Annotated in this window: 20 protein-coding genes; 13 read left to right on the top strand and 7 right to left on the bottom strand. The window is 45.7% G+C overall.

All coding sequences use genetic code 11. The annotated features are described in order from the left end of the window. The 7 genes from mutL (at window position 1) to METHO_RS10975 (ending at window position 7,039) form a co-directional block, all read left to right on the top strand. Window positions 1–1,839, top strand: coding sequence for a DNA mismatch repair endonuclease MutL (mutL, locus tag METHO_RS11005; protein ID WP_015325619.1), 1,839 nt, complete (start codon window positions 1–3; stop codon window positions 1,837–1,839). Window positions 1,840–1,880: 41 nt separating this feature from the next. Further along, on the top strand, window positions 1,881–2,897 hold the full coding sequence (locus METHO_RS11000; RefSeq protein ID WP_015325618.1) for a cobalt-precorrin-5B (C(1))-methyltransferase: 1,017 nt from the start codon (window positions 1,881–1,883) through the stop codon (window positions 2,895–2,897). Beyond that, window positions 2,894–3,478, top strand: a complete 585-nt coding sequence (locus METHO_RS10995) for a cobalt-precorrin-7 (C(5))-methyltransferase (RefSeq protein ID WP_015325617.1) — start codon at window positions 2,894–2,896, stop codon at window positions 3,476–3,478. The genes METHO_RS11000 and METHO_RS10995 overlap by 4 nt, the downstream gene beginning before the upstream one ends. A gap of 214 nt (window positions 3,479–3,692) precedes the next feature. Beyond that, window positions 3,693–4,400 carry an energy-coupling factor ABC transporter permease gene (locus METHO_RS10990; protein WP_015325616.1) on the top strand — a complete coding sequence of 236 codons (708 nt, stop codon included), beginning with the start codon at window positions 3,693–3,695 and terminating at the stop codon, window positions 4,398–4,400. After that, a complete protein-coding gene (locus tag METHO_RS10985; protein ID WP_015325615.1) occupies window positions 4,397–4,687 on the top strand; it encodes an energy-coupling factor ABC transporter substrate-binding protein in 291 nt (96 codons plus the stop codon). The genes METHO_RS10990 and METHO_RS10985 overlap by 4 nt, the downstream gene beginning before the upstream one ends. A gap of 178 nt (window positions 4,688–4,865) precedes the next feature. Beyond that, window positions 4,866–5,648, top strand: a complete 783-nt coding sequence (gene cbiQ / locus METHO_RS10980; protein ID WP_015325614.1) for a cobalt ECF transporter T component CbiQ — start codon at window positions 4,866–4,868, stop codon at window positions 5,646–5,648. Between the two features lie 8 nt (window positions 5,649–5,656). Further along, a complete protein-coding gene (locus METHO_RS10975; protein WP_015325613.1) occupies window positions 5,657–7,039 on the top strand; it encodes an energy-coupling factor ABC transporter ATP-binding protein in 1,383 nt (460 codons plus the stop codon). A gap of 7 nt (window positions 7,040–7,046) precedes the next feature. Here METHO_RS10975 and METHO_RS10970 read toward each other — a convergent pair whose 3' ends face one another. Genes METHO_RS10970 through METHO_RS10960 form a run of 3 tightly spaced genes read right to left on the bottom strand, consistent with a single transcriptional unit; the run spans window position 7,047 to window position 8,717 of the window. Continuing rightward, window positions 7,047–7,883 (bottom strand): TIM barrel protein, encoded by an 837-nt coding sequence (locus tag METHO_RS10970; RefSeq protein WP_015325612.1) that lies wholly within the window; start codon window positions 7,881–7,883, stop codon window positions 7,047–7,049. Next, complete coding sequence (locus METHO_RS10965; protein WP_015325611.1) at window positions 7,883–8,215, bottom strand: hypothetical protein; 333 nt, start codon at window positions 8,213–8,215, stop codon at window positions 7,883–7,885. Before METHO_RS10965 ends, METHO_RS10970 begins: the two co-directional genes overlap by 1 nt. A gap of 43 nt (window positions 8,216–8,258) precedes the next feature. Further along, on the bottom strand, window positions 8,259–8,717 hold the full coding sequence (locus METHO_RS10960; RefSeq protein WP_015325610.1) for a phosphopantetheine adenylyltransferase: 459 nt from the start codon (window positions 8,715–8,717) through the stop codon (window positions 8,259–8,261). Window positions 8,718–8,913: 196 nt separating this feature from the next. Between METHO_RS10960 and radA the strand changes: the two genes are divergently transcribed. Both radA and METHO_RS10950 read left to right on the top strand, forming a co-directional pair. Continuing rightward, window positions 8,914–9,891: a DNA repair and recombination protein RadA gene (radA, locus tag METHO_RS10955; protein ID WP_015325609.1), complete on the top strand. Its 978-nt coding sequence runs from the start codon at window positions 8,914–8,916 to the stop codon at window positions 9,889–9,891. Between the two features lie 38 nt (window positions 9,892–9,929). After that, a complete protein-coding gene (locus tag METHO_RS10950; RefSeq protein WP_015325608.1) occupies window positions 9,930–10,610 on the top strand; it encodes a phosphoglycolate phosphatase in 681 nt (226 codons plus the stop codon). Between the two features lie 22 nt (window positions 10,611–10,632). On the opposite strand, the gene METHO_RS10945 is transcribed toward METHO_RS10950, so the two are convergent. Both METHO_RS10945 and METHO_RS10940 read right to left on the bottom strand, forming a co-directional pair. Further along, window positions 10,633–10,896, bottom strand: coding sequence for a PRC-barrel domain-containing protein (locus tag METHO_RS10945; protein ID WP_015325607.1), 264 nt, complete (start codon window positions 10,894–10,896; stop codon window positions 10,633–10,635). Between the two features lie 35 nt (window positions 10,897–10,931). Then, window positions 10,932–13,169, bottom strand: a complete 2,238-nt coding sequence (locus METHO_RS10940; protein WP_015325606.1) for a CDC48 family AAA ATPase — start codon at window positions 13,167–13,169, stop codon at window positions 10,932–10,934. A gap of 934 nt (window positions 13,170–14,103) precedes the next feature. Between METHO_RS10940 and METHO_RS10935 the strand changes: the two genes are divergently transcribed. Further along, a complete protein-coding gene (locus METHO_RS10935; protein WP_015325605.1) occupies window positions 14,104–14,886 on the top strand; it encodes an epoxyqueuosine reductase in 783 nt (260 codons plus the stop codon). 247 nt (window positions 14,887–15,133) lie between these two features. Beyond that, window positions 15,134–15,331 carry a DUF378 domain-containing protein gene (locus tag METHO_RS10930; RefSeq protein ID WP_015325604.1) on the top strand — a complete coding sequence of 66 codons (198 nt, stop codon included), beginning with the start codon at window positions 15,134–15,136 and terminating at the stop codon, window positions 15,329–15,331. A gap of 49 nt (window positions 15,332–15,380) precedes the next feature. On the opposite strand, the gene purL is transcribed toward METHO_RS10930, so the two are convergent. Next, complete coding sequence (purL, locus tag METHO_RS10925) at window positions 15,381–17,528, bottom strand: phosphoribosylformylglycinamidine synthase subunit PurL (RefSeq protein WP_015325603.1); 2,148 nt, start codon at window positions 17,526–17,528, stop codon at window positions 15,381–15,383. A gap of 108 nt (window positions 17,529–17,636) precedes the next feature. Next, complete coding sequence (locus METHO_RS10920; protein WP_015325602.1) at window positions 17,637–17,990, bottom strand: DUF192 domain-containing protein; 354 nt, start codon at window positions 17,988–17,990, stop codon at window positions 17,637–17,639. A gap of 77 nt (window positions 17,991–18,067) precedes the next feature. On the opposite strand from METHO_RS10920, the gene yciH reads away from it, so the two are divergent. Together yciH and nifS are read left to right on the top strand one after the other, a co-directional pair. Then, window positions 18,068–18,376, top strand: coding sequence for a stress response translation initiation inhibitor YciH (gene yciH, locus METHO_RS10915; protein WP_015325601.1), 309 nt, complete (start codon window positions 18,068–18,070; stop codon window positions 18,374–18,376). Between the two features lie 73 nt (window positions 18,377–18,449). Continuing rightward, window positions 18,450–19,613 carry a cysteine desulfurase NifS gene (gene nifS, locus METHO_RS10910; protein WP_015325600.1) on the top strand — a complete coding sequence of 388 codons (1,164 nt, stop codon included), beginning with the start codon at window positions 18,450–18,452 and terminating at the stop codon, window positions 19,611–19,613. The last annotated feature ends 1 nt before the right edge of the window (window position 19,614 follow it).

The following is a 19,614-nucleotide window of genomic DNA, read 5'->3' as shown; positions in this document are numbered from 1 at the left end:
ATGGTCGATGATGCATGTGATGTGGACAGCAACAGGATACATCTGCTTGACGATGATACGATCAGTAAGATCGCTGCGGGTGAGGTAATAGAAAGACCTGCTTCGGCAGTTAAAGAGTTGCTTGACAATTCCATTGATGCGGGAGCCACCGAGATTAAAGTTGAGATCGAAGGCTCTGGTGTCAAAAGGATCGCTGTCAGGGACAATGGTCACGGTATGAGCCACATGGACGCATCCATGGCTTTCAAGAAACATGCTACCAGTAAGCTTACCAGCATCGATGATCTGGAACTTGTCCGTACACTTGGGTTCAGAGGTGAGGCTCTTTCTTCAATGGCTGCAGTTGCAAAAGTTATCCTTATCACCCGCAGGGGCTGGGATGTAGCTGGTACAAAGGTTATGGTAGACAGCAATGGTGTGGAGTCCGTATCCGAAGTAGGTGCTCCCACAGGTACCACTGTGGAGGTGGCCGATCTGTTCCATAGCACACCTGCCCGGAGGAAGTATCTCAAAAGCAGTCGCACTGAACTTGCCCATATCACTGAGTTCGTTACTAACTATGCTATAGCCCATCCTGATATCTCTTTCACTCTCCTGAACGAAGGTAAGGTTGTTTTACGTTCTCCTGCTACCAATAATATGTTCGACAACATCGTACATATCCACGGAGCAGAGGTTGCCAGATTGCTGGTGTCTGTTGTGTGGGAAAATGACCTTGTGAAGATCTCAGGCTACATCTCCAAACCTGAACTCAGTCGCAGTGGTTCGGACCTGCAATCCTTCTATATCAACGGGCGCAGCATCACCTCAAAGGCTATAAGTAACGCCATAAGGCTTGGTTACTACACCCTTCTTCCCAAGGGCAGGTACCCGGCAGCTTTTCTGAAGCTTGAGATAGACCCCCGAATAGTGGATGTGAACGTGCATCCGCGTAAAACCGAAGTGAGGCTCAGCCATGAAAAAGAGATCATGGAAGCTGTTACTGCTGCTGTGGAGAACGCTCTAAGTTCTAATCATCTTGTTCCTGAGATCAAAGTTAAGTATAAGCCTTCTCCTGTCCAGAAAGTCTTGTACGAACATAAAAGTGAAGAAGAAACTAAATTGCAAAATAAGGCTCAGGATAAGGTGTATTTGGGATCTCGTGTTCTTGAAGAGCCAACTCCTTATCATCCTCCTCCAAAGGACACTGAAAGGAGGCTCAAAGCAAGTGCACGCCTCCAGTCCAGGCTGGAATCCTCTTCCCGGGAAGAAGAAAGTGCTTTCGTTGCAGATGACGTGAAGGTAATGGGTCAGTTTGGAGATCTGTATGTAATTGCAGAGGTGGAGAAAAAACTGCTGCTGATAGACCAGCATGCTGCTCATGAGCGTGTCATGTATGAACGTGTGATGGATTCCAGGGATATGGGATGGCAGGAGCTTCTGAACCCCGTGACACTGGAACTTAATCCGAAGGAGCGTGTCATTCTGGAGGAGTTCATTCCGTATCTGGAAGAGGTGGGTTTCAGCATCTCCGAGTTTGGTCCTGATACCTATGTAGTTACTACTGTGCCTACGATATTTGGCAGGATGGAAAGCCCTGATGTGGTACATGACATAGTATCTGACCTGCTATCTGTTGGCAGGATAAAGGACGATACCGAGATATATGACCATGTTTTTAGTACTATGGCGTGCAGAGCTGCCATAAAGGCGGGTGCTGTGTGCAATAAGGAGCAGATGGCTGATCTCATCCGCCAGCTTAAGAAATGCAAGAATCCATACACATGCCCTCATGGCCGTCCGACCATGTTATCTTTTACAAGGGAGGAACTTGACCGCATGTTCAAAAGAACAGGATGAATTCGCTACTTTTATAACTTTGTACCACAATTGAGTTTTCGATGATAGATCCGGTGAATAAATCCAAGATCCCAGAAGAGTGGGTTGCGCGTTCCAATGTGCCCAGGGACGAGCTCATAAAAGGCATTGAAAGTGGAAGACTTGTTCTCTTAAGCGATGGCTCTGTACTCAGGAGGGGTTATACCACCGGGACAACAGCAACATTCGCAGCTAAAGCTGCAGTGCTCTCTTTACGTAAACCTGTCTCTCATTTATCTGTGCCCACCCCGGTGGGATTGAGGGCTGAGATGGATGTGCAGGCTGTAAATGGTCATGCAGTTGCTGTAAAGGTATATAACGATCATGAATCCGATATCACCCGTGGGCTTGAATTCGTGGCGGATGCCAGAGAGGTTGAAGGTATCGTTATTCGGGCAGGCGAGGGTATAGGTATCGTAACAAGGAACGGCCTGGAGTCAAAGAAAGGGTATCCTGCCATCAATCCCAGGCCCATGGAACAGATAAAGGCAGCTATTGCTGAAGCCGTTGAAGAGCTTGGCCTGCAGGGTGCTGAGGTAACTTTATCTCTCCCTCGCGGTGCTGAGGTTGCCAAGCAGACCCTGAACAGCCGCATTGGTGTGGAAGGGGGAATATCCATCCTGGGCACTACGGGTTTCGTGGAACCCTGGAATGATCATCTGGGCGAGATGAAAGAGGATCTTATACGCAGCGCTGACAAGGTAGTGCTCACGACCGGCAGAATAGGCATACGCTATTCTACCATGCTGTTCCCTGGATATACGGTGGTGCTTGCAGGCAGCCGCATATCCGATGCTGTAGCGGCTGCAAAGGGTGATGTTATTATTTGCGGACTACCCGGTCTTGTGCTCAAGTGGGGGGACCCGAATATGCTCGCAGACAGCGGGTATGCCACGGTGGTGGAGATGCTGGAACTGGACCCTGATAACGAAAGGCTTAAAAAAGCTTTTGATATGGCAGTGGAAAAAGCTCATGGTGCAAGAGTCGTGGTCGTCGACAGGGATGGCACTGTGCTCATGGACAGCGGGGAAAAGGCATGATCATCGTAGGTGTAGGCGTTGGTCCCAATATGCTGACCCAGGAAGCCATTGCAGCTATCCGTAGTGCTCCTGTGATATATGGTTCAGGCAGGTCCATCGAGCTTGTGAAGGACTTCATCAACTGTGAAGCTCACATCATCAAGAACTACAGGGAACTCCATCTGTTGCCTGCTGATGCTGTAGTGCTTTCCACGGGCGATCCCATGTTCTCAGGACTTGGAAAGTTCGCCGATGAAAATGACAAAGTGATCACAGGAGTTTCCTCAATCCAGGCTTCATGCGCCCGTTTTCATGTAGAGATGTCTCATCTTGCCATTATCACTGCACACGGACGTGATCCATCGCCTGCCAGGGAAGCTCTCATAAGAGAGGTCGGTTTGGGAAAGAACATATTCCTGTTACCCGCAGAGAACTTCGGTTCTAAGGAAGTGGCTGATCTGTTGCGGGAAATGGGTGTTGAGGCAAAGATCTGCCTTTATGAGAACATCGGCTATCCTGAAGAAAGGGCAGTGGTTGGTTCAGTACAAAATCCGCCTCTTGCGGAGTCTGACATGTACTGTCTCCTAGTGGTGCAGCGCTAAGTTCAATTTGACTACTGTGTTACATTTTTTATATGCACATATCCTTTATACAATATTAATTAAGTTATTAGGTATATCTGTCTCCTTTATTGCTAAACCTTTAATCGTTTGAAACAAGAATCGTTACCTTTATGTATAATAACATGTAAGTCACATTTACTTAAAGCAAATTAACTTGATTATCCAGTTGGAAAACGATAGGAAGGTGACGATTATGCATATATTCGAAGGGTTCATGCCATCACCCTGGTGGCAGTTATGGTTTGTATTCTCCATACCCATAATCTTGTTCGGTATGTATCGGTTGAACAGGCTCGTGAGTGAACGCAGGGAGATAGTGCCTCTGCTTGCAGTGGCCGGAGCTTTCATCTTTGTACTTTCATCCCTTAAGCTTCCCTCGGTCACAGGCAGTTCATCACATCCTACAGGTACTGGCATGGCAGCCGTGCTTTTCGGTCCGGCAATAACATCTGTTCTTGGTCTAATTGTCCTTATATATCAGGCCCTGTTCCTCAGTCATGGAGGAATAAGCACACTGGGAGCAAATGTTGCATCCATGGGTATATTGGGTCCGTTTGTGGCTTATGCATTCTACAAGGCAGCTGCAAAGGTCAATGTGAACTTTTATCTCAACATATTCCTGGCTACTGCAATAGCCGACTGGGTAACTTATGTGGTGACATCCACTCAACTTGCACTGGCTTTCCCCGCAGGTGGTGTTCTTACGGTTTCGGGTTTTCTGTCTTCGTTCACCGCATTTGCAGCGGTGTTCGCCACAACTCAGGTGCCACTTGCCATTATGGAGGGTGCGCTCACGGCCCTTATAATGAAATATGTGGTGCAGGTAAAGGGTGATGTGCTTGTGAACCTAAAGGTTCTCACATCAGAGGCCGTGAATAAGCTTAAGGGGGCTGTGGGATGAAATTAGAGTACATCGTGGGAGCTATAGTAATACTCTTCGTGGCCCAATTCTTATATGCACTTGCAGCTAATCCTGGGTCGGAATTCGGGGGCGCAGATGGTGCAGCAGAGGATCTCATCTCAGATATTGACCCTGATTATGAAGCCTGGGACCCGGGTTTCCCGAAGTTCGAGCCACCAGGTGGGGAAACTGAAAGTCTGCTCTTTGCCCTCCAGGCAGCTATCGGTTCCTTAGTTATTGGTTACTTCTTTGGGTACTACAGAGGAAAGAACCAGTCAGGTCAATAATGGGTTTTACAACCCGTTATGTTTTTCAAAAAAATCCTTTTTATCTTTTCTGTTATACTTCCCAAAGTGGCTATTACAAAACGGAAAACTTATCTAATATAAATTTCAATCCAGCTTGAAAAGGAGCTTTTTTACAAAAACAAATTTTGTTGATTTAATAAGGTATACAGGACACATTATGACATCTATCTTGGACGATTACGCCCTTAACAGCCCCCTGCGTGAAAAAAACAACTGGCTCAAGATAGCCATAACGGCTTTCGGCATAGTTATGGGTGTTTCTTCCAATTCTCCTGTCACACCTTTTGTAATAGCTCTATGTATGGGTATTGCAACCATCCGTTTCAGTAAGGTGCCTACAAGTTTCTACTTAAAGATCCTGGCTGCGCCCGCAGGATTCGTGCTGATCAGCGTAGTCATCATTGCTTTCTTTTCAGGTAATGGTAGTGAGGTCTTTGGTTTTGATCTGTGGGGTCATAGGCTTGGGGTCAGTACCGGGGGTCTGAACATGGCTTTAGTGGTGCTTGCACGTACTATCAGCGGTATGTCCTGTCTTTTTTTCCTTTCGCTTTCAACTCCTATGATAGAGCTCTTCTCTGTGCTGAAGGCAACCCGTTTCCCGGATTCCTTCATAGAGATAGCCATGATGATGTATCGCTATATCTTTGTCTTCATGGAGGTGGCCATGGGCATAAAGTATGCCCAAACTGTCAGGTTGGGCTACAAGGATTTCAGGACTTCTCTCAGGTCTATAGGAATGCTGGCTACATCTCTTTTCATAAGGGCATGGGAACAGGGAGAAAAGCTTTATGTTTCCATGAACTCAAGGTGTTATGATGGCAAGTTCATGCTGCTGGAGGAGCACCGTCCGATAAAGAGGTCCGAAGTTGCACTTACCTCCGCATATTTTATCTTAGTCCTCGTAGTTTTCTATTCCACGAGGAACATCCTTCTTATCTGAGGTAGATCATGACAATCCTGGAAACCAGAGATCTTGTATACAGTTATCCGGACGGCACAATTGCCCTTGATAATGTAAGCGTCAGGATAGATATGGGTAAAAAAATAGCTTTTGTAGGCCGCAATGGTTCCGGGAAATCCACGCTGTTCCTGACCCTTAACGGCACCCTGGTCCCGAAGACAGGGGATGTGCTCTTCCATGGTGAACCTGTGAAGTATGATGCAAAGTCCCTGCGCGAACTGCGCAAGAACGTAGGCATTGTATTCCAGAATTCGGATGATCAGCTTTTTGCACCCAGCATTTACCAGGACGTGGCCTTTGGTCCAACGAACCTGGGTTATTCAAAGGAAAAAGTAACCTCTGTGGTGCAGAGCACTCTTGATTATGTGGGACTTAACCCGCTCAAGAAAAAACCTCCGCATCACTTAAGCGGCGGCCAGAAGAAGAGAGTTGCCATTGCAGGTATCGTTGCCATGGAACCGGAGGTTATCATCCTTGATGAGCCGCTGTCAAATCTTGATCCGGTGGGTGCGGATGAGGTAATGGACCTACTGAATGAACTTAACTACTTCGGCAAAACAATAATCATCTCTACTCATGATGTGGACCTGGCTTACAGGTGGGCGGATTATGTGTTCATCATGACCAATCAGCAGATGATCGGTGAAGGGATACCTGAGGACATTTTCAGAAATGAGGAGCTGCTCCAGAGGGCATATCTGAGAAAGCCCCAGATACTTGAGGTGTATGAGGAGCTGCGCAGGCGCAGTCTCGTCAAGACTAATGGCTGTCCCAAGGATATACCCGGCCTGGTAAGGATACTGAAAGAGCCTGAACTCATGTGGGTTAAAGTGTCTCCAGATGTCAAAGCAGGAGATTATATTAATCTGGGTCTGCTTCACGGTGAGTTCGCATTGAACTATCCTATGGAGGCAGTCAACGGGAAAGTGCTGCATATACACGAGGACTGCATGGCAATAGTGGAACTCAGCAGACGTTATGTGCGCGCAGGCTCCATCATGATCTATGATACCGATCATCACGATACTGATTTCCTGCAGTTGTTCATTGCCAACGGTGATGTGGATACAGTCGGAGCCATGGGCAAAAGGAGCAAACTCATAGCCGAGAGGGACAACATACGCCTCGACATTACCTCCGGAGTTATAGACCGCTCTATACTCAATGCCCTGTGCGGACAGAGGTGTCTTATAATCACGCATGGCGGAATGATCTACCATGCTTTTGAGCGTATCAGTCATTATATTGAAGAAAGTGGTATCAACATACATGTTGATATCATAAATGAGAATGGGGATATCTCCTCTCTTGCAACGGCCTGCACCGGGCAGGTATCATGCTCTCGATCTACGGAAGAACACCGGGTATGAAGGGTCACTAAATACCCTCATAAGTTCTTTTGAGGAGTAGAGCATCTCCTTCATTATCCGGGCTTTCGGATATTACAAGACCCTTTGCCCGGAAGTCCTTGAAAGCCTGCAGCAGTTCCATGTACCTGAGATCTGATTCATCCAGTTTCAGATGGTTCTTTTCTCCCTTTGGTCCATATTCAATGCCTGAAATATGTACATGCATGTTTTCGAGAGCTTCCCTTCCAAGCATGTTTTCGACCTTTTCAAGTACATTAGTGAATTCTTCGTATGAATTCTCTTTCCCGTTACTTCTTGCGTGCAGATGCGCAAAATCGATGCATGGAAGCACTTTTTCCAGCTGGCTGCACATGCTGAGGGTTTCATCAAGGCTGCCGAACTGTGTGGGCTTGCCTGTGGTCTCGGGCCTGAGTACCGTATCAATACTCTCTTCAGCTATTCTGGTTGTGAGTTCCTGCAGTTTTCCCAAAACTCTTGAAAAAACGTCTTCAGGCTTATCTTTCTGGTAGTAGGCAGGATGAAATACTATGGAGCGAGCTCCGCAAATGGAGCCAATGAACGCAGAGTCATATATCCTCTTGATACTTGCATCTATCTTTTCGGGTTCTGATGAATTCAGATTGATATAATAAGGTGCATGCACGCTAAGGGCTACATTCTGAGATGTGGCTGTTCTCTGCACATCCATTGCAGAATTCGCCCCCATCTTCACTCCCCGCACGAACTCTATTTCCATGCAGCCAAGACCCAGTTCCTTTACTCTACGGATACCTTTCACAGTGGTGCCTTTAGCTGAAGAATAAGGGGCACCGGCTGTTCCAAAAAGCAATTCCTTATGTTTCATCAGACTATGCCCAGATGCTGTTTGAGTTCTTTCATGCGCTCCAGAGAGATCTTCTGCTCTACCAGTTCTATGATGGTGTCAATATCTTCAGATTCAAGGGAACGTATGTCTTCTTTGTTTTCCAGTGCAAGTTTCACCAGATAATCCAGCTCTTCCACGCTCAAGCGCTCTATTCTCTCCCTGAAATCCTCTGCAGATTGTGCTATCTTATGGGACAGAGGCCTTAAAATGAAAGGATAGTTGTGTCCTCCTGCTGATGTCGTATTTCCGCCAAGTTCAGGTGCAAGTTTGTCAAATATCTGTTTGTCCATGTCGCTGAATACTCTGCTCATGGGTTTTAGTTGTAAAAAGTAGTTTATAAAATTATGTGCCAGCTCAAGATTTCAGACGCCCGTGGATGTCTATTTCTCCGAGCACTATCCTTGTGGAGGAGATGCGTATCTGGTCATCGGCGAGAACGTAATCAATTTTCACGATATTGATATCCTTCAGGTTCTTCTCAGCCCTGAGCTTATTGATCTTAAGGGCAACAGGATATGTTTCCGGGGAGACCACAATGTAGTCATAATCTTCTTCAAGGGTTTTTCCGTAAGGATCATTCAGCTCTATGATCGTGTATTTCTGACACACCGTAATTTGGTGTATGTACCGGATGATCTTTTCTTTCCGTATACTGTAATCAGGTATCTTGCGTGGGCGCATGTTCGCCATTTCATTGGATGTGAGTCCGATATGGACTTCTTCATTGCCTGCAAGTTCAAAGGCTTTCTTTAGAAGCTCCCTATGTCCATCATGAAGACATTCGAAAGTTCCACCAACTACTACCCTGGGCATTGGTGGTACAAAGGATATTTTATAAAATAAATGTTTGCCCGAAAATGTCAGTTTGTTCCAAGTGTAACATTGATCAATATATTATTGACATTATTACTTTCACTCCGCTCTCTTCATGTATATATATTCCAAAGACCAATAAGTCATCGAATTGTGCACCGGAAGTTAACATGTGCACCATAAAGGAGTCATTAAAATGTCAGAAACACTACTTGAGGATCTGGACCATGTAGGTCCCGCAACAGCCCAAAAACTCATAGACGCAGGTTTTTCAACAGTAGAAGCCATTGCTGTATCTTCTCCTGCAGAACTCGCAACAGCAGCTGATATAGGTGAGTCTACAGCAGCCAAGATCATCCTGGCAGCCCGTAAAGCTGCTGACATTGGTGGTTTTGAAACAGGTGATGTGGTAATGGAACGCAGGAAACTGGTAGGTAAGCTCTCTACGGGCTGCAAGGAGTTCAATGATATCATGGGAGGCGGGATAGATTCTCAGGCCATAACTGAAGTCTATGGTGAGTTCGGTTCAGGCAAGACCCAGCTTGGTCATCAGTTAGCCGTCAATGTGCAGTTGCCGCAGGAAAAAGGCGGATTGAATGGCTCTGTGATAATGATCGATACTGAGAACACCTTCAGACCAGAAAGGATCAAGCAGATGGTAGATGGCCTTTCAGAGCTATACGGTGAGGACTATGATTATGAGGAGTTCCTCAAACATATACATGTGGCAAGGGCGTACAACTCGAACCATCAGATCCTGCTCGTGGATGCAGCATCTGAGCTTGCAAACCAGCTCAAGGATTCTGACAAACCGGTAAGACTGCTCATAGTTGACTCCTTGACCGCACATTTCAGAGCAGAGTATATCGGCAGGGGAACCCTTGCCGACAGGCAGCAAAAGCTCAATAAACATCTCCACGACATCCAGCGATTCGGTGATCTCAACAATGCTGTAGTACTGGTGACAAATCAGGTCATGTCAAAACCGGATGCTTTCTTTGGCGATCCTACAAAACCCATAGGGGGGCACATACTCGGCCATACTTCCACATTCAGGCTCTATATGCGCAAATCCAAGGGCGACAAAAGGATAGTCAAGCTTGTCGATGCTCCGAACCTTCCGGATGCTGAAGCAGTTATTTCGGTTACCACCGCTGGCCTGCGTGATCCCTGAACAGCAGGTTTTTAAACTTTTTTTCTAATTAATCTGTCATGAAATTCAAGGCCATTGCAGTTGATATTGACGGTACCATCACTTTCAGGGACAGAAGCCTTGATTTGGTGGCAATTGATAGTTTACGCTCCCATGATGTACCTGTGGTGCTTTCCACAGGCAATATTCTTTGTTATGCACATGCGGCTGCAAGGCTCATAGGGGTGGGTGGAATAGTTATAGCCGAAAATGGAGGGATAGTTTCTCCTGGTTTTGATACGGTACCAATAGTATCCGAATATATGATAGAATGTCAACAGGCTTTTGATCTGCTCTCTGGTAAGTTTGAGCTAACTAAACTGGACCCTGAACATCGCAAGACAGAGATAGTGCTCAGGAGAAACTTCGATCTGGAACTTGCCAGGCAGATATTGTATGATCATGGCTTTAACGTAGAGATCATTGACACACATTTTGCCATTCATATCAAGAGCAGGGAAGTGAACAAAGGTACTGGCCTCATTAAAGTTGCAGAGCTGATGGGTCTTAAGCCGAAGGATTTTGTCGCCATAGGTGATTCTGTGAATGATGTGGAAATGCTTGAAGTGGCAGGTTTCGGCATAGCTGTAGGCAACAGGGATCCGGAATTACGGTCAGTTGCCGATTACACTGCTACATTGCCTTATGGGGCCGGAGCCGCCGAAGGTATTGCCTATCTTCGCGGGCGCAGCCTCATCTAAAAAACATAAAGGCAAAAGCTGTTCATTCAACAGATTTGCCTAATACAGCATTTTTATCTACTACTATGTAGTCTTTAATTGCTCTTACAGAAGTAAATGGAAGGAGAAGATATTGATCATCTGTCCTGTATTTTGATGTGTCAAGGCTCATATCTGGCTTGACTATAAGGTCAATGAGGTCTCCTGTTTTTCCATCCATGACTATATTGAAGAGCACACCCAGTTCAGTGCCATCCGTAGCCATTACTTGTTTGCTGGAGAGGTTCTTAGCAAATACCTTCGTCATGTAGTTCACCCGATAACTCTAAACTTTTCATATCTTTATCTGTATCCTATATAAGAACTTGTTTCTTCTTTCGGCATCCCGCCCTTGAAAAACTCATGTATCTTCTTGTAGTAGCCCATGAGGTTCTCAGAAAGAGTGGGTCTTACCTTATTCAGTGCTTCCATGAAATACTTCATGTCTATGTTCTCTATATCGAAGTCCTCTCTCAGGGCCAGCATAACAGCCTCCCTGCATACAGCTTCAATATCTGCGCCCACGTATCCTTCCGTGATGTTCGCTAGTTCATCAATAGATACGTTGCTTGCAAGAGGTATGTTTCTTGTGTGTATCTGGAAGATGCTTCTCCTTCCTTCTCTTGTGGACTGCCCCACAAGCACAAGCCTGTCAAACCTTCCTGCGCGCAACAAGGCAGGATCTATCATGTCTGGCCTGTTGGTTGCAGCAATGACCACTATCTCCTTCAAAGCTTCGAGGCCGTCAAGTTCAGTAAGTAACTGGTTCACGACCCTTTCAGAGACCTTTCCATCCTCGGACATGGAACTTCTTGCAGATGCAATGGAATCTATCTCATCGAAGAATACCACGCATGGAGCTACCTGCCTTGCCTTCTTGAAGATCTCTCTGATAGCACGTTCAGACTCTCCCACCCATTTTGACAGCATCTCAGGTCCTTTGATACTGATAAAATTGGCATTGGATTCATTGGCCACGGCCTGGGCTACAAGGGTTTTACCTGTGCCTGGTGGTCCGAACAGCAGTATCCCTTTCGGAGGCTTTATACCCATCTCTACGAACTTCTCGGGCTTTGTGATGGGCCATTCCACAGCTTCTATGATCTCTTGTTTGACAATGTCCAGTCCTCCCACATCAGCCCATTTCACAGATGGTATCTCCACCAACACTTCACGCATTGCAGAAGGTCCGATCTCTCTTAGAGCATTCTCAAAGTCTGATCGGGTCAGCATTATCTGTTCCAGTTTTTCCTGGGGGATCAGGTCATCTTCAAGGTTGAGGTCAGGCAATACTCTCCTTAATGCCCGCATAGCAGCTTCCTGTACAAGGGCCAGCAGATCGGCACCTACGAATGCCTGCGTGTTCTTTGCTATATCCTCAAGGTACTTCTCATCAGCATCGCTTCCCAAGGGTACGCCCCTTGTATGGATCTGGAGGATTTCAAGCCGTCCTTCGGCATCTGGGACGCCGATCTCTATCTCTCTGTCGAACCTTCCCGGCCTGCGCAGTGCAGGATCAATAGCATCCAGCCGGTTCGTGGCTCCGATCACCACTACTTGTCCACGCTCTTCCAGTCCATCCATCATCGTAAGTAACTGGGCCACCACACGGCGTTCTACTTCTCCGGTGACGTTCTGCCTTTTTGGAGCAATGGAGTCTATCTCATCAATGAATACTATGGATGGTGCATCTTCTTCAGCCTCTTCAAAGATTTTACGGATACGCTCTTCGCTTTCACCATAGTACTTTCCCATGATCTCAGGACCTGCGATGTAGAGGAAATTTGCTTTGGATTCATTTGCCACTGCCTTGGCTATAAGGGTCTTTCCCGTTCCGGGAGGGCCGTATAATATGATTCCCTTCGGAGGCTCGATGTTCAAACGCTGGAAGAGTTCAGGATGTTTAAGGGGCAGTTCTATCATTTCCCTTACTCTCTGTATCTCATCTCCGAGTCCCCCTATATCATCGTAGGTGATGCCTCTGGCTGCGCTTTCATAGCCTCTGACAGGCTTCTGGCGCAGTTCTATATCTGTGATCTCAGTGACGATAAGCACTGAATCATGCGGTTCGGCCTCAACAGCTATAAGGGGTATTGCCTGTCCTCCAGTGGGCTGGCTTGCCATTGGCTGCGTCATGGAACTTATGATGGGTATCACGTCACCCACAACAAAAGGCCTCTTAAGTATGTTTCTTTTTATGATCTCTCTAATATGGTCTCCATACTCCATCACCACGCCTTCCGGGGGAGCAAGTATTAGGTGTGCGGCAGTCTCAAATTCCGCTTTTTTGACGGTAACTCTTTCTCCTATACTAACTCCTGCGTTTTGACGGATGAATCCATCTATCCTGATAATACCCTGTCCCCAATCCTGCCGGTCTGCTCTCCAAACTTTAGCGCATGTTTTTCTCTTACCGGTTATTTCTACTATGTCTCCCGGGGAGAGCTGCAGGCTCAGAAGAGTGCTTGGGTCCAGACGAATGATGCCGCGTCCGAAATCGTTCGGGTGTGCTTTTTCAACCTTGATCTGTACTTCGTCCATGATGTCATCCTATAATTGAATCTCATATATAGTCCGATTATAGGTATTTATTTTTATCTAATGCATAAAAATGCATGTTGTGGTCACTTGCTAATATATGATAGGTAAGGGGTAAATCTTTTTAACAGATTCTATTACTTATATTGTTATGGGGTTAAAGGTTTTATTTCTGAACTGTACTTTGAAGAGATAACCATAGATCTCTAACACACAAACATTGATAGACAAGGCTGTCGGGCTTTTTTCAGATATGGGGGTGGAAAGTGAGTGACACGGATCGTGGACTATAAAAATCTATTTGGTGTTTCTTCAGATGAAGGTCAAGGCGATTAATGGCCGCTGATACTTGCAAAGATAAAGGCATGCGATATCCTTGTGATGTGTTCTCCCATTTGGTTCGGTGTCAGGTCCTCTGTGGTACAGATGGTGATCGAGAGGCTGGAAGGGACCTATTAGGAGTCAGATCCGCAGACTGGTCAGTTTCCTCTCTACGGAAAGGTTGCAGGTGTGCTTATTACCGGCAATTAGGATGGAGCACATGATGTAGCTGCCAATACTCTGCTCAACCTTACACATCTGGGCTGCACGGTACCCCAAATGTGGACAGCTACTGGGTGGGGCCGGCATGACCGGGGCCGAGCTACATTGCAGCAGGTGGTGATAGGCATCTGTATACTATCAGAACGGTCAGGTATATGGTATACAATCTAACCTACTTCGCACAATTGTTGAGATCAAACCCTATCTCTACCAACCTGAAAGAACTGTATGTAGAAGTTGTAAAGGAAAGCGATCCATAGCCCAGATATATTATCTTAATATTATCATGCCTCTTGAAGATTATCATGGGTATTGAAAATTACACTTGCTTTTTTTTATATACTCCCATATTGCTGTTTACTATGCAGGCGCAATTTTCTGCAGGAGACAAACATTGGATCTGAAAGAGGAAATACGAAGTAAAGCTATGGAAAAGGGATTCCAGCTTTTCGGTGTTTCAGACATAAACAGAATGGAGGATGTCGAGTTTCCACCCGGACGTGGGCTTGTAAAGCCTTCTGAATTTATGCCGGATGCCAAATCACTTATCGTTCTGGGTATGGTGATCTGGGACGAAGGCATGAATGCTGCAATAAGCACTCCAGGGACCGGTGATTTTAGCGGGGGCGAAGCAGAGTATTATAATCTATATTACGAGACAGTGGAAACACGTGCATGGAGACTGGCTCAATGGCTATGGGATGATAAAAGTATAAAGGCAGCTCCCACCCATTCAGTTCATGTGAAAGTGGCAGCTTATCTTGCAGGCCTTGGTTTCATAGGCCATAATACCCAGGTGATAACCCCAGAATATGGTCCAAGGGTACGCTGGATAGCTTTGCTCACTACCGCTGAACTAATTCCCAACCAGCCCTTCTCTCGGAACCTATGTGCAGAACAACCACTGTGTCAGAAGGAATCATTATGCGTAAAAGCATGTCCCTATGGTGCAATTATTCCCGGTCCGTCCCAGGGAGTTCCACCAGGTGAAAAAGTGATATATGATAAATGTGTGGTAGCACATGAACTTGAAAAGGATATAGATCATAAATGGGAGAAGCATATCCGCAGAATAACAGAACGTGGATTTATGGAGTGTACAATATGTAATCTTGCTTGTCCTTATGGCAAAAACGTAGATACGCATATAATTCCCAGAAAAAGGGGTCTTGCTTGAAAGCAAGAAATATTTTTTTAATTTTCGATAGTATAGGGGAAAATTGCTGTAGTTTTTCTGTGAACTCCGTGTTCTCTGTGGTTATTGTTGATGCTGGTATATTCATGAGTATTTCTGTAGAACCTGTAATTTGTAAGCATCTTACTAATTTATCTCTCAGCCAAAAATCTCTCTGGCAGATGTGGTCAAATCTTTTATATTGGGCGCTATACATACTTCTATTAACCAAAACCATGGGGGTGAGTTTTTGGCAGAGAAAAGTACGTTAGACTGGATAGCATTAGTCTTGGTTGTAATCGGAGGCCTGAATTGGGGGCTCTTCGGGATATCCCAGGATCTAAATCTGGTGGCACTTATATTCGGCTACAGCATCATAGCAAGGATCGTTTACATCCTTGTAGGTCTGTCCGCATTGTATATAATCTATTATGCAACCAAGAAATAAATATGGTCAGTCTTTCAAAGACCTGACCATTTATTATTTTATATCTTTTTTATTCCATCATCTGTCTTGTGAGACTGCTTCTTGCAATATTTATCTCGGAAACTGAGAGTTCAATGGAGATCTCGTCAAGTCCAATCTTCAAACTATCGCCGCCCACAGTACCTATAATTGTATAGGTTACTCCCCTCAGTGCCTCTTCTATTGCTTTTGGTTCAGAGGTCGCCAGGATGGCCCTAACATAAGACTCTGAGAACAGAGCATCATCTGCCCTTAGTCCCTCGCAGACCTTACTAAGGTCCACATTTGCTCCCATGCATGTGCACATCTCACAGAGTGCAATTCCTAATCCGCCTAGTGAAACATCATGGGAGGATGTTACCTTTCCTGTACTCACTGCTTTGATCACGGAATCCACTATCTTCGTACCATTCTCAGGCACTTTTGGAGCAATGCCATCCATCTTCTTACCCATCAGGCTGTAATATTCAGAGCCACCCAACTCATCCTGTGTTTCTCCCACAAGTATTATTGTATCGCCCTCATTGGCGAATAAGGATAGAGGGGTACCTGCAACATTATTTGTTGTTCCCACGACCCCTATGGATGGAGTGGGGAGGATCGCGGTATCAAACTCATCACTTTCGTTGTACAGGGATACATTCCCCCCCACAACGGGTATTCCAAGTTCCCTTGAACCATCACCCAATCCGAGGATGGCTTGTTTGAAGTACCAGTAGATTTCGGGCCTTTCCGGGTTCCCGAAATTCAGACAGTCCACGAGAGCCAATCCTTTTCCACCCTTGACTGCAATGTTCATGGCATTTTCATAAACAGTACCTTTCCCTCCCTGATATGGATCTATCATGGTATGTCTGGGATTGCAGCCGCAGGAGAGTATTATTCCTCTGTCTCCTTCTATGCGTAATACGGAAGCATCATCACCGGGTTTTACTGTGGTCCTTATCTGCACTTCATGATCATATTGCCTGTATATCCATTCCTTTGATGCAACGTTGTGGGAGGAAAGCACTTCCACAAGGGACCGTTTCAGATCAGCTGGCATCTCTGGTTTTTCCCATGATATTTTCTCGGCTGGTGAACTGGCAGGCATTTCACAGGTAGGTGCACCTTCAGCAAGCAGTTTGATCGGAATGTCGACAACAGTCTCTCCCTTGAAATCCACTGTGTAATATGGTCTCTCAGTAAGCTCTCCTATCATGCTGGCATTGAGGTCATATTTCTTAGCTATGGCCAATACAGCTTCCACGTTCTGCGGTTCTACCTCAAAGAGCATACGCTCCTGGGATTCTGCAATGAGGATCTCGTAAGGGATCATGCCTTTTTCTCTGAGTATTACATTATCAGCGATTATATGCATTCCCAGATCCCCTTTCGATGCCATCTCGGAACTGGCTCCTGCAAGGCCTGCTGCTCCCAGGTCTCTGCAAGCTTTAGCATAACCTGCTCCGACTACTTCCAGTGTAGCTTCTATGAGCAGTTTCTCTGTGAATGGATCACCTATCTGGATACTGGGCCTGTCCTCTGCTTCGGAACTCTCGGATAGGTCCCTGGAGGCGAAGGATGCACCTCCCAGCCCGTCCCTTCCAGTGGTGGATCCCATGAGGATCATCTTATTTCCAGCCTGTTGGGCCTTTGCCGTCACTATGCTGTCTTTCCTTGCAAGCCCAATGCATGCAACGTTGACAAGGGGGTTGCCACTGTAGGTTTCATCAAAAAATGCTTCTCCTCTTACTACGGGCACACCTATGCAGTTGCCATAGCTTGCGATACCTTCTATAATATGTTCAAAAAGGTATAGGTTTTTGGGAGTGTTCAGAGGTCCGAAATATAGGGGGTCCATAAGGGCTATGGGTCTCGCACCCATGGATATAATGTCCCTTACAATGCCTCCCACTCCGGTTGCAGCGCCGTTATGCGGGTCCACATATGATGGGTGGTTATGACTTTCCATGCCAATTGCAAGCACCCAGCCGTCTTCAAAGTCCACAATGGCTGCATCATCCCCCGGTCCGATGATCACTTTCTCTCCGGTTGTGGTAAAAGTCTTAAGTAAAGGTCCGCTGGAGCGATATGAACAATGCTCGCTCCACAAATTGAGGAAACATCCCTGTTCCACAATATTGGGTTCTCTTCCCATTTCTTCGGTTATAAGCTTGAAATCGTTCTCTGGTAACATTATGTGCCTCAGAATCCTATTCATTTCTGTATTTCTGTAGGCTTAAAAGCACTCAAGTTTAAAAAAGATTCCTTCAAAAATTGACATAAATACGTCCCATTTGTCTGTTCAGGAACGATCGATCTTGATGCTGTCTCCGGGACAAAGCTTATGGCGTTCTATAGAACCAGAATGCATTTCGATAATATATTTTGTTCTTTGGGGAGATCTTGTCAGTCCTATCCAAGGTTTCAATGTCTTTAATGCAAGTATTTTCTTATCAGAGTCCAGAAATATTATGTCAATTGGAAAAAAAACAAAAAGCATGTGTACAGAAACAGATCGTGGTGCGGACAGTATGAAAACAAGTGCATATCTTTCTGCAATGCCTTTTCGGAACATGAGCCCCTTTGACTGGCTTATTAAACCTTCTGCAAATTCAATGTCAGATGCGATTAATTTACCACTAGGTTTTAATATCATTGCTGTTTAGTTTATACGACTGTTTAAGTATAGTTTATGGTCAACATGTTTAATGATCTTGGAGGAAATGTCACTAGATGAGTTCAGAGATGTGCCCTGTGTGTGGATTGCCAATGGAATTGTGCATCTGCGAAGAAGTAGCAAAAGAGCAGCAAAGAATTACCGTGAAGGTCAACAGAAGAAGATATGGTAAAGAAGTAACTGTTGTAGAAGGCTTTGATGCACACGAGATAGATCTTCATGAACTATCTACCTATCTTAAATCCAAGTTTGCTTGTGGTGGAACTGTAAGGGATAATGCTGTTGAGTTGCAGGGCAACCACCTGTCTCGCATGAAAGACGTTCTTATTGAAAGGGGTTTTTCTCCAGAGCAGATAAAAGATTAAACACTCTCAATCAACTGTAAATCTTATATTTAGTGGGAATGAGTAGATCCATCAATTATTCATAAGGTGCAGTATGAAACGTATATATCTGGATCACAGTGCAACCACGCATGTGGATGCCAGGGTTCTCGATGTCATGCTCCCTTATTTTAGTGAAAAGTTCGGTAATGCTTCCAGTTTGCACTCTTTTGGCCTGGAAGCTGCAGAAGCACTTTCCTCATCCCGGGAACAGATAGCTGCAGCACTGGGTGCTGAGCCGCAGGAGATTATTTTTACATCAGGTGGCACTGAATCTGATAACATGGCAATAAAAGGTGCTGCATACATGTGTTCTTCCCGGGGCAGGCATATCATCACTTCCATTATAGAACATCCGGCAGTATTACGCACCTGCGAGCAGCTTGAAAGAGAGGGTTTCGAAGTTACATATGTGCCAGTGGATAATGAAGGCATACTGAATATGCAGTTGCTTGAGGATTCCATAAGAGAAGATACCATTCTCATAAGTATAATGCATGCCAATAATGAAATTGGAACTATCCAGCCCATAAAGGAAATAAGTGAGCTCATAGAAGGGCGGAGGATAGTTCTTCACACAGATGCTGTCCAGTCCGTGGGTAAGATACGCGTTGATGTGAATGAACTGGGTGTGCATATGCTGTCCATCTCTTCCCACAAGCTCCATGGTCCCAAAGGTGTGGGAGCCCTGTACTTGCGTAGTGGTGTCAATATCCTGCCTCTTGTGCAGGGAGGTGGTCATGAACGCGGGCTGCGTCCGGGTACAGAGAATATTCCTGGCATTGTGGGCTTTGCAAAGGCAATGACCATTGTCAGGGAACAACTGGAAGAGGATTCCAGGCACATGCAACATCTGCGGGATTCTATGATATGCAACATCCGCAGCAGAATACCGTATGCCAGGCTTAACGGTCATGAAGAAAAGCGTCTTCCAAATAATGTCAACATGAGTTTCAGACATGTGGAAGGCGAATCATTGCTTATGCTTCTTGATATGAAAGGTGTTGCCGTTTCCACCGGCTCTGCATGTTCCTCAAAGTCCCAGAAAGCTTCTCATGTACTTACAGCCATAGATCCAGGTGTCGATTACATCCATGGTTCGCTGAGGTTCACCCTGGGGAGGGAGAACACCATGGAAGAAATCGATATTGCAGTAGACCATCTGGAAGAGGCAGTCATGAAACTTCGCCAGATGTCGCCTTTTGAGGAGGAGAAATAAT

It is taken from the genome of Methanomethylovorans hollandica DSM 15978 (genome assembly GCF_000328665.1).
In the GTDB taxonomy this organism is placed as follows: Archaea; Halobacteriota; Methanosarcinia; order Methanosarcinales; family Methanosarcinaceae; genus Methanomethylovorans; species Methanomethylovorans hollandica.
Note: the sequence above shows the minus strand (reverse complement) of the source record. Positions and strands in the feature narration are given on the sequence as shown.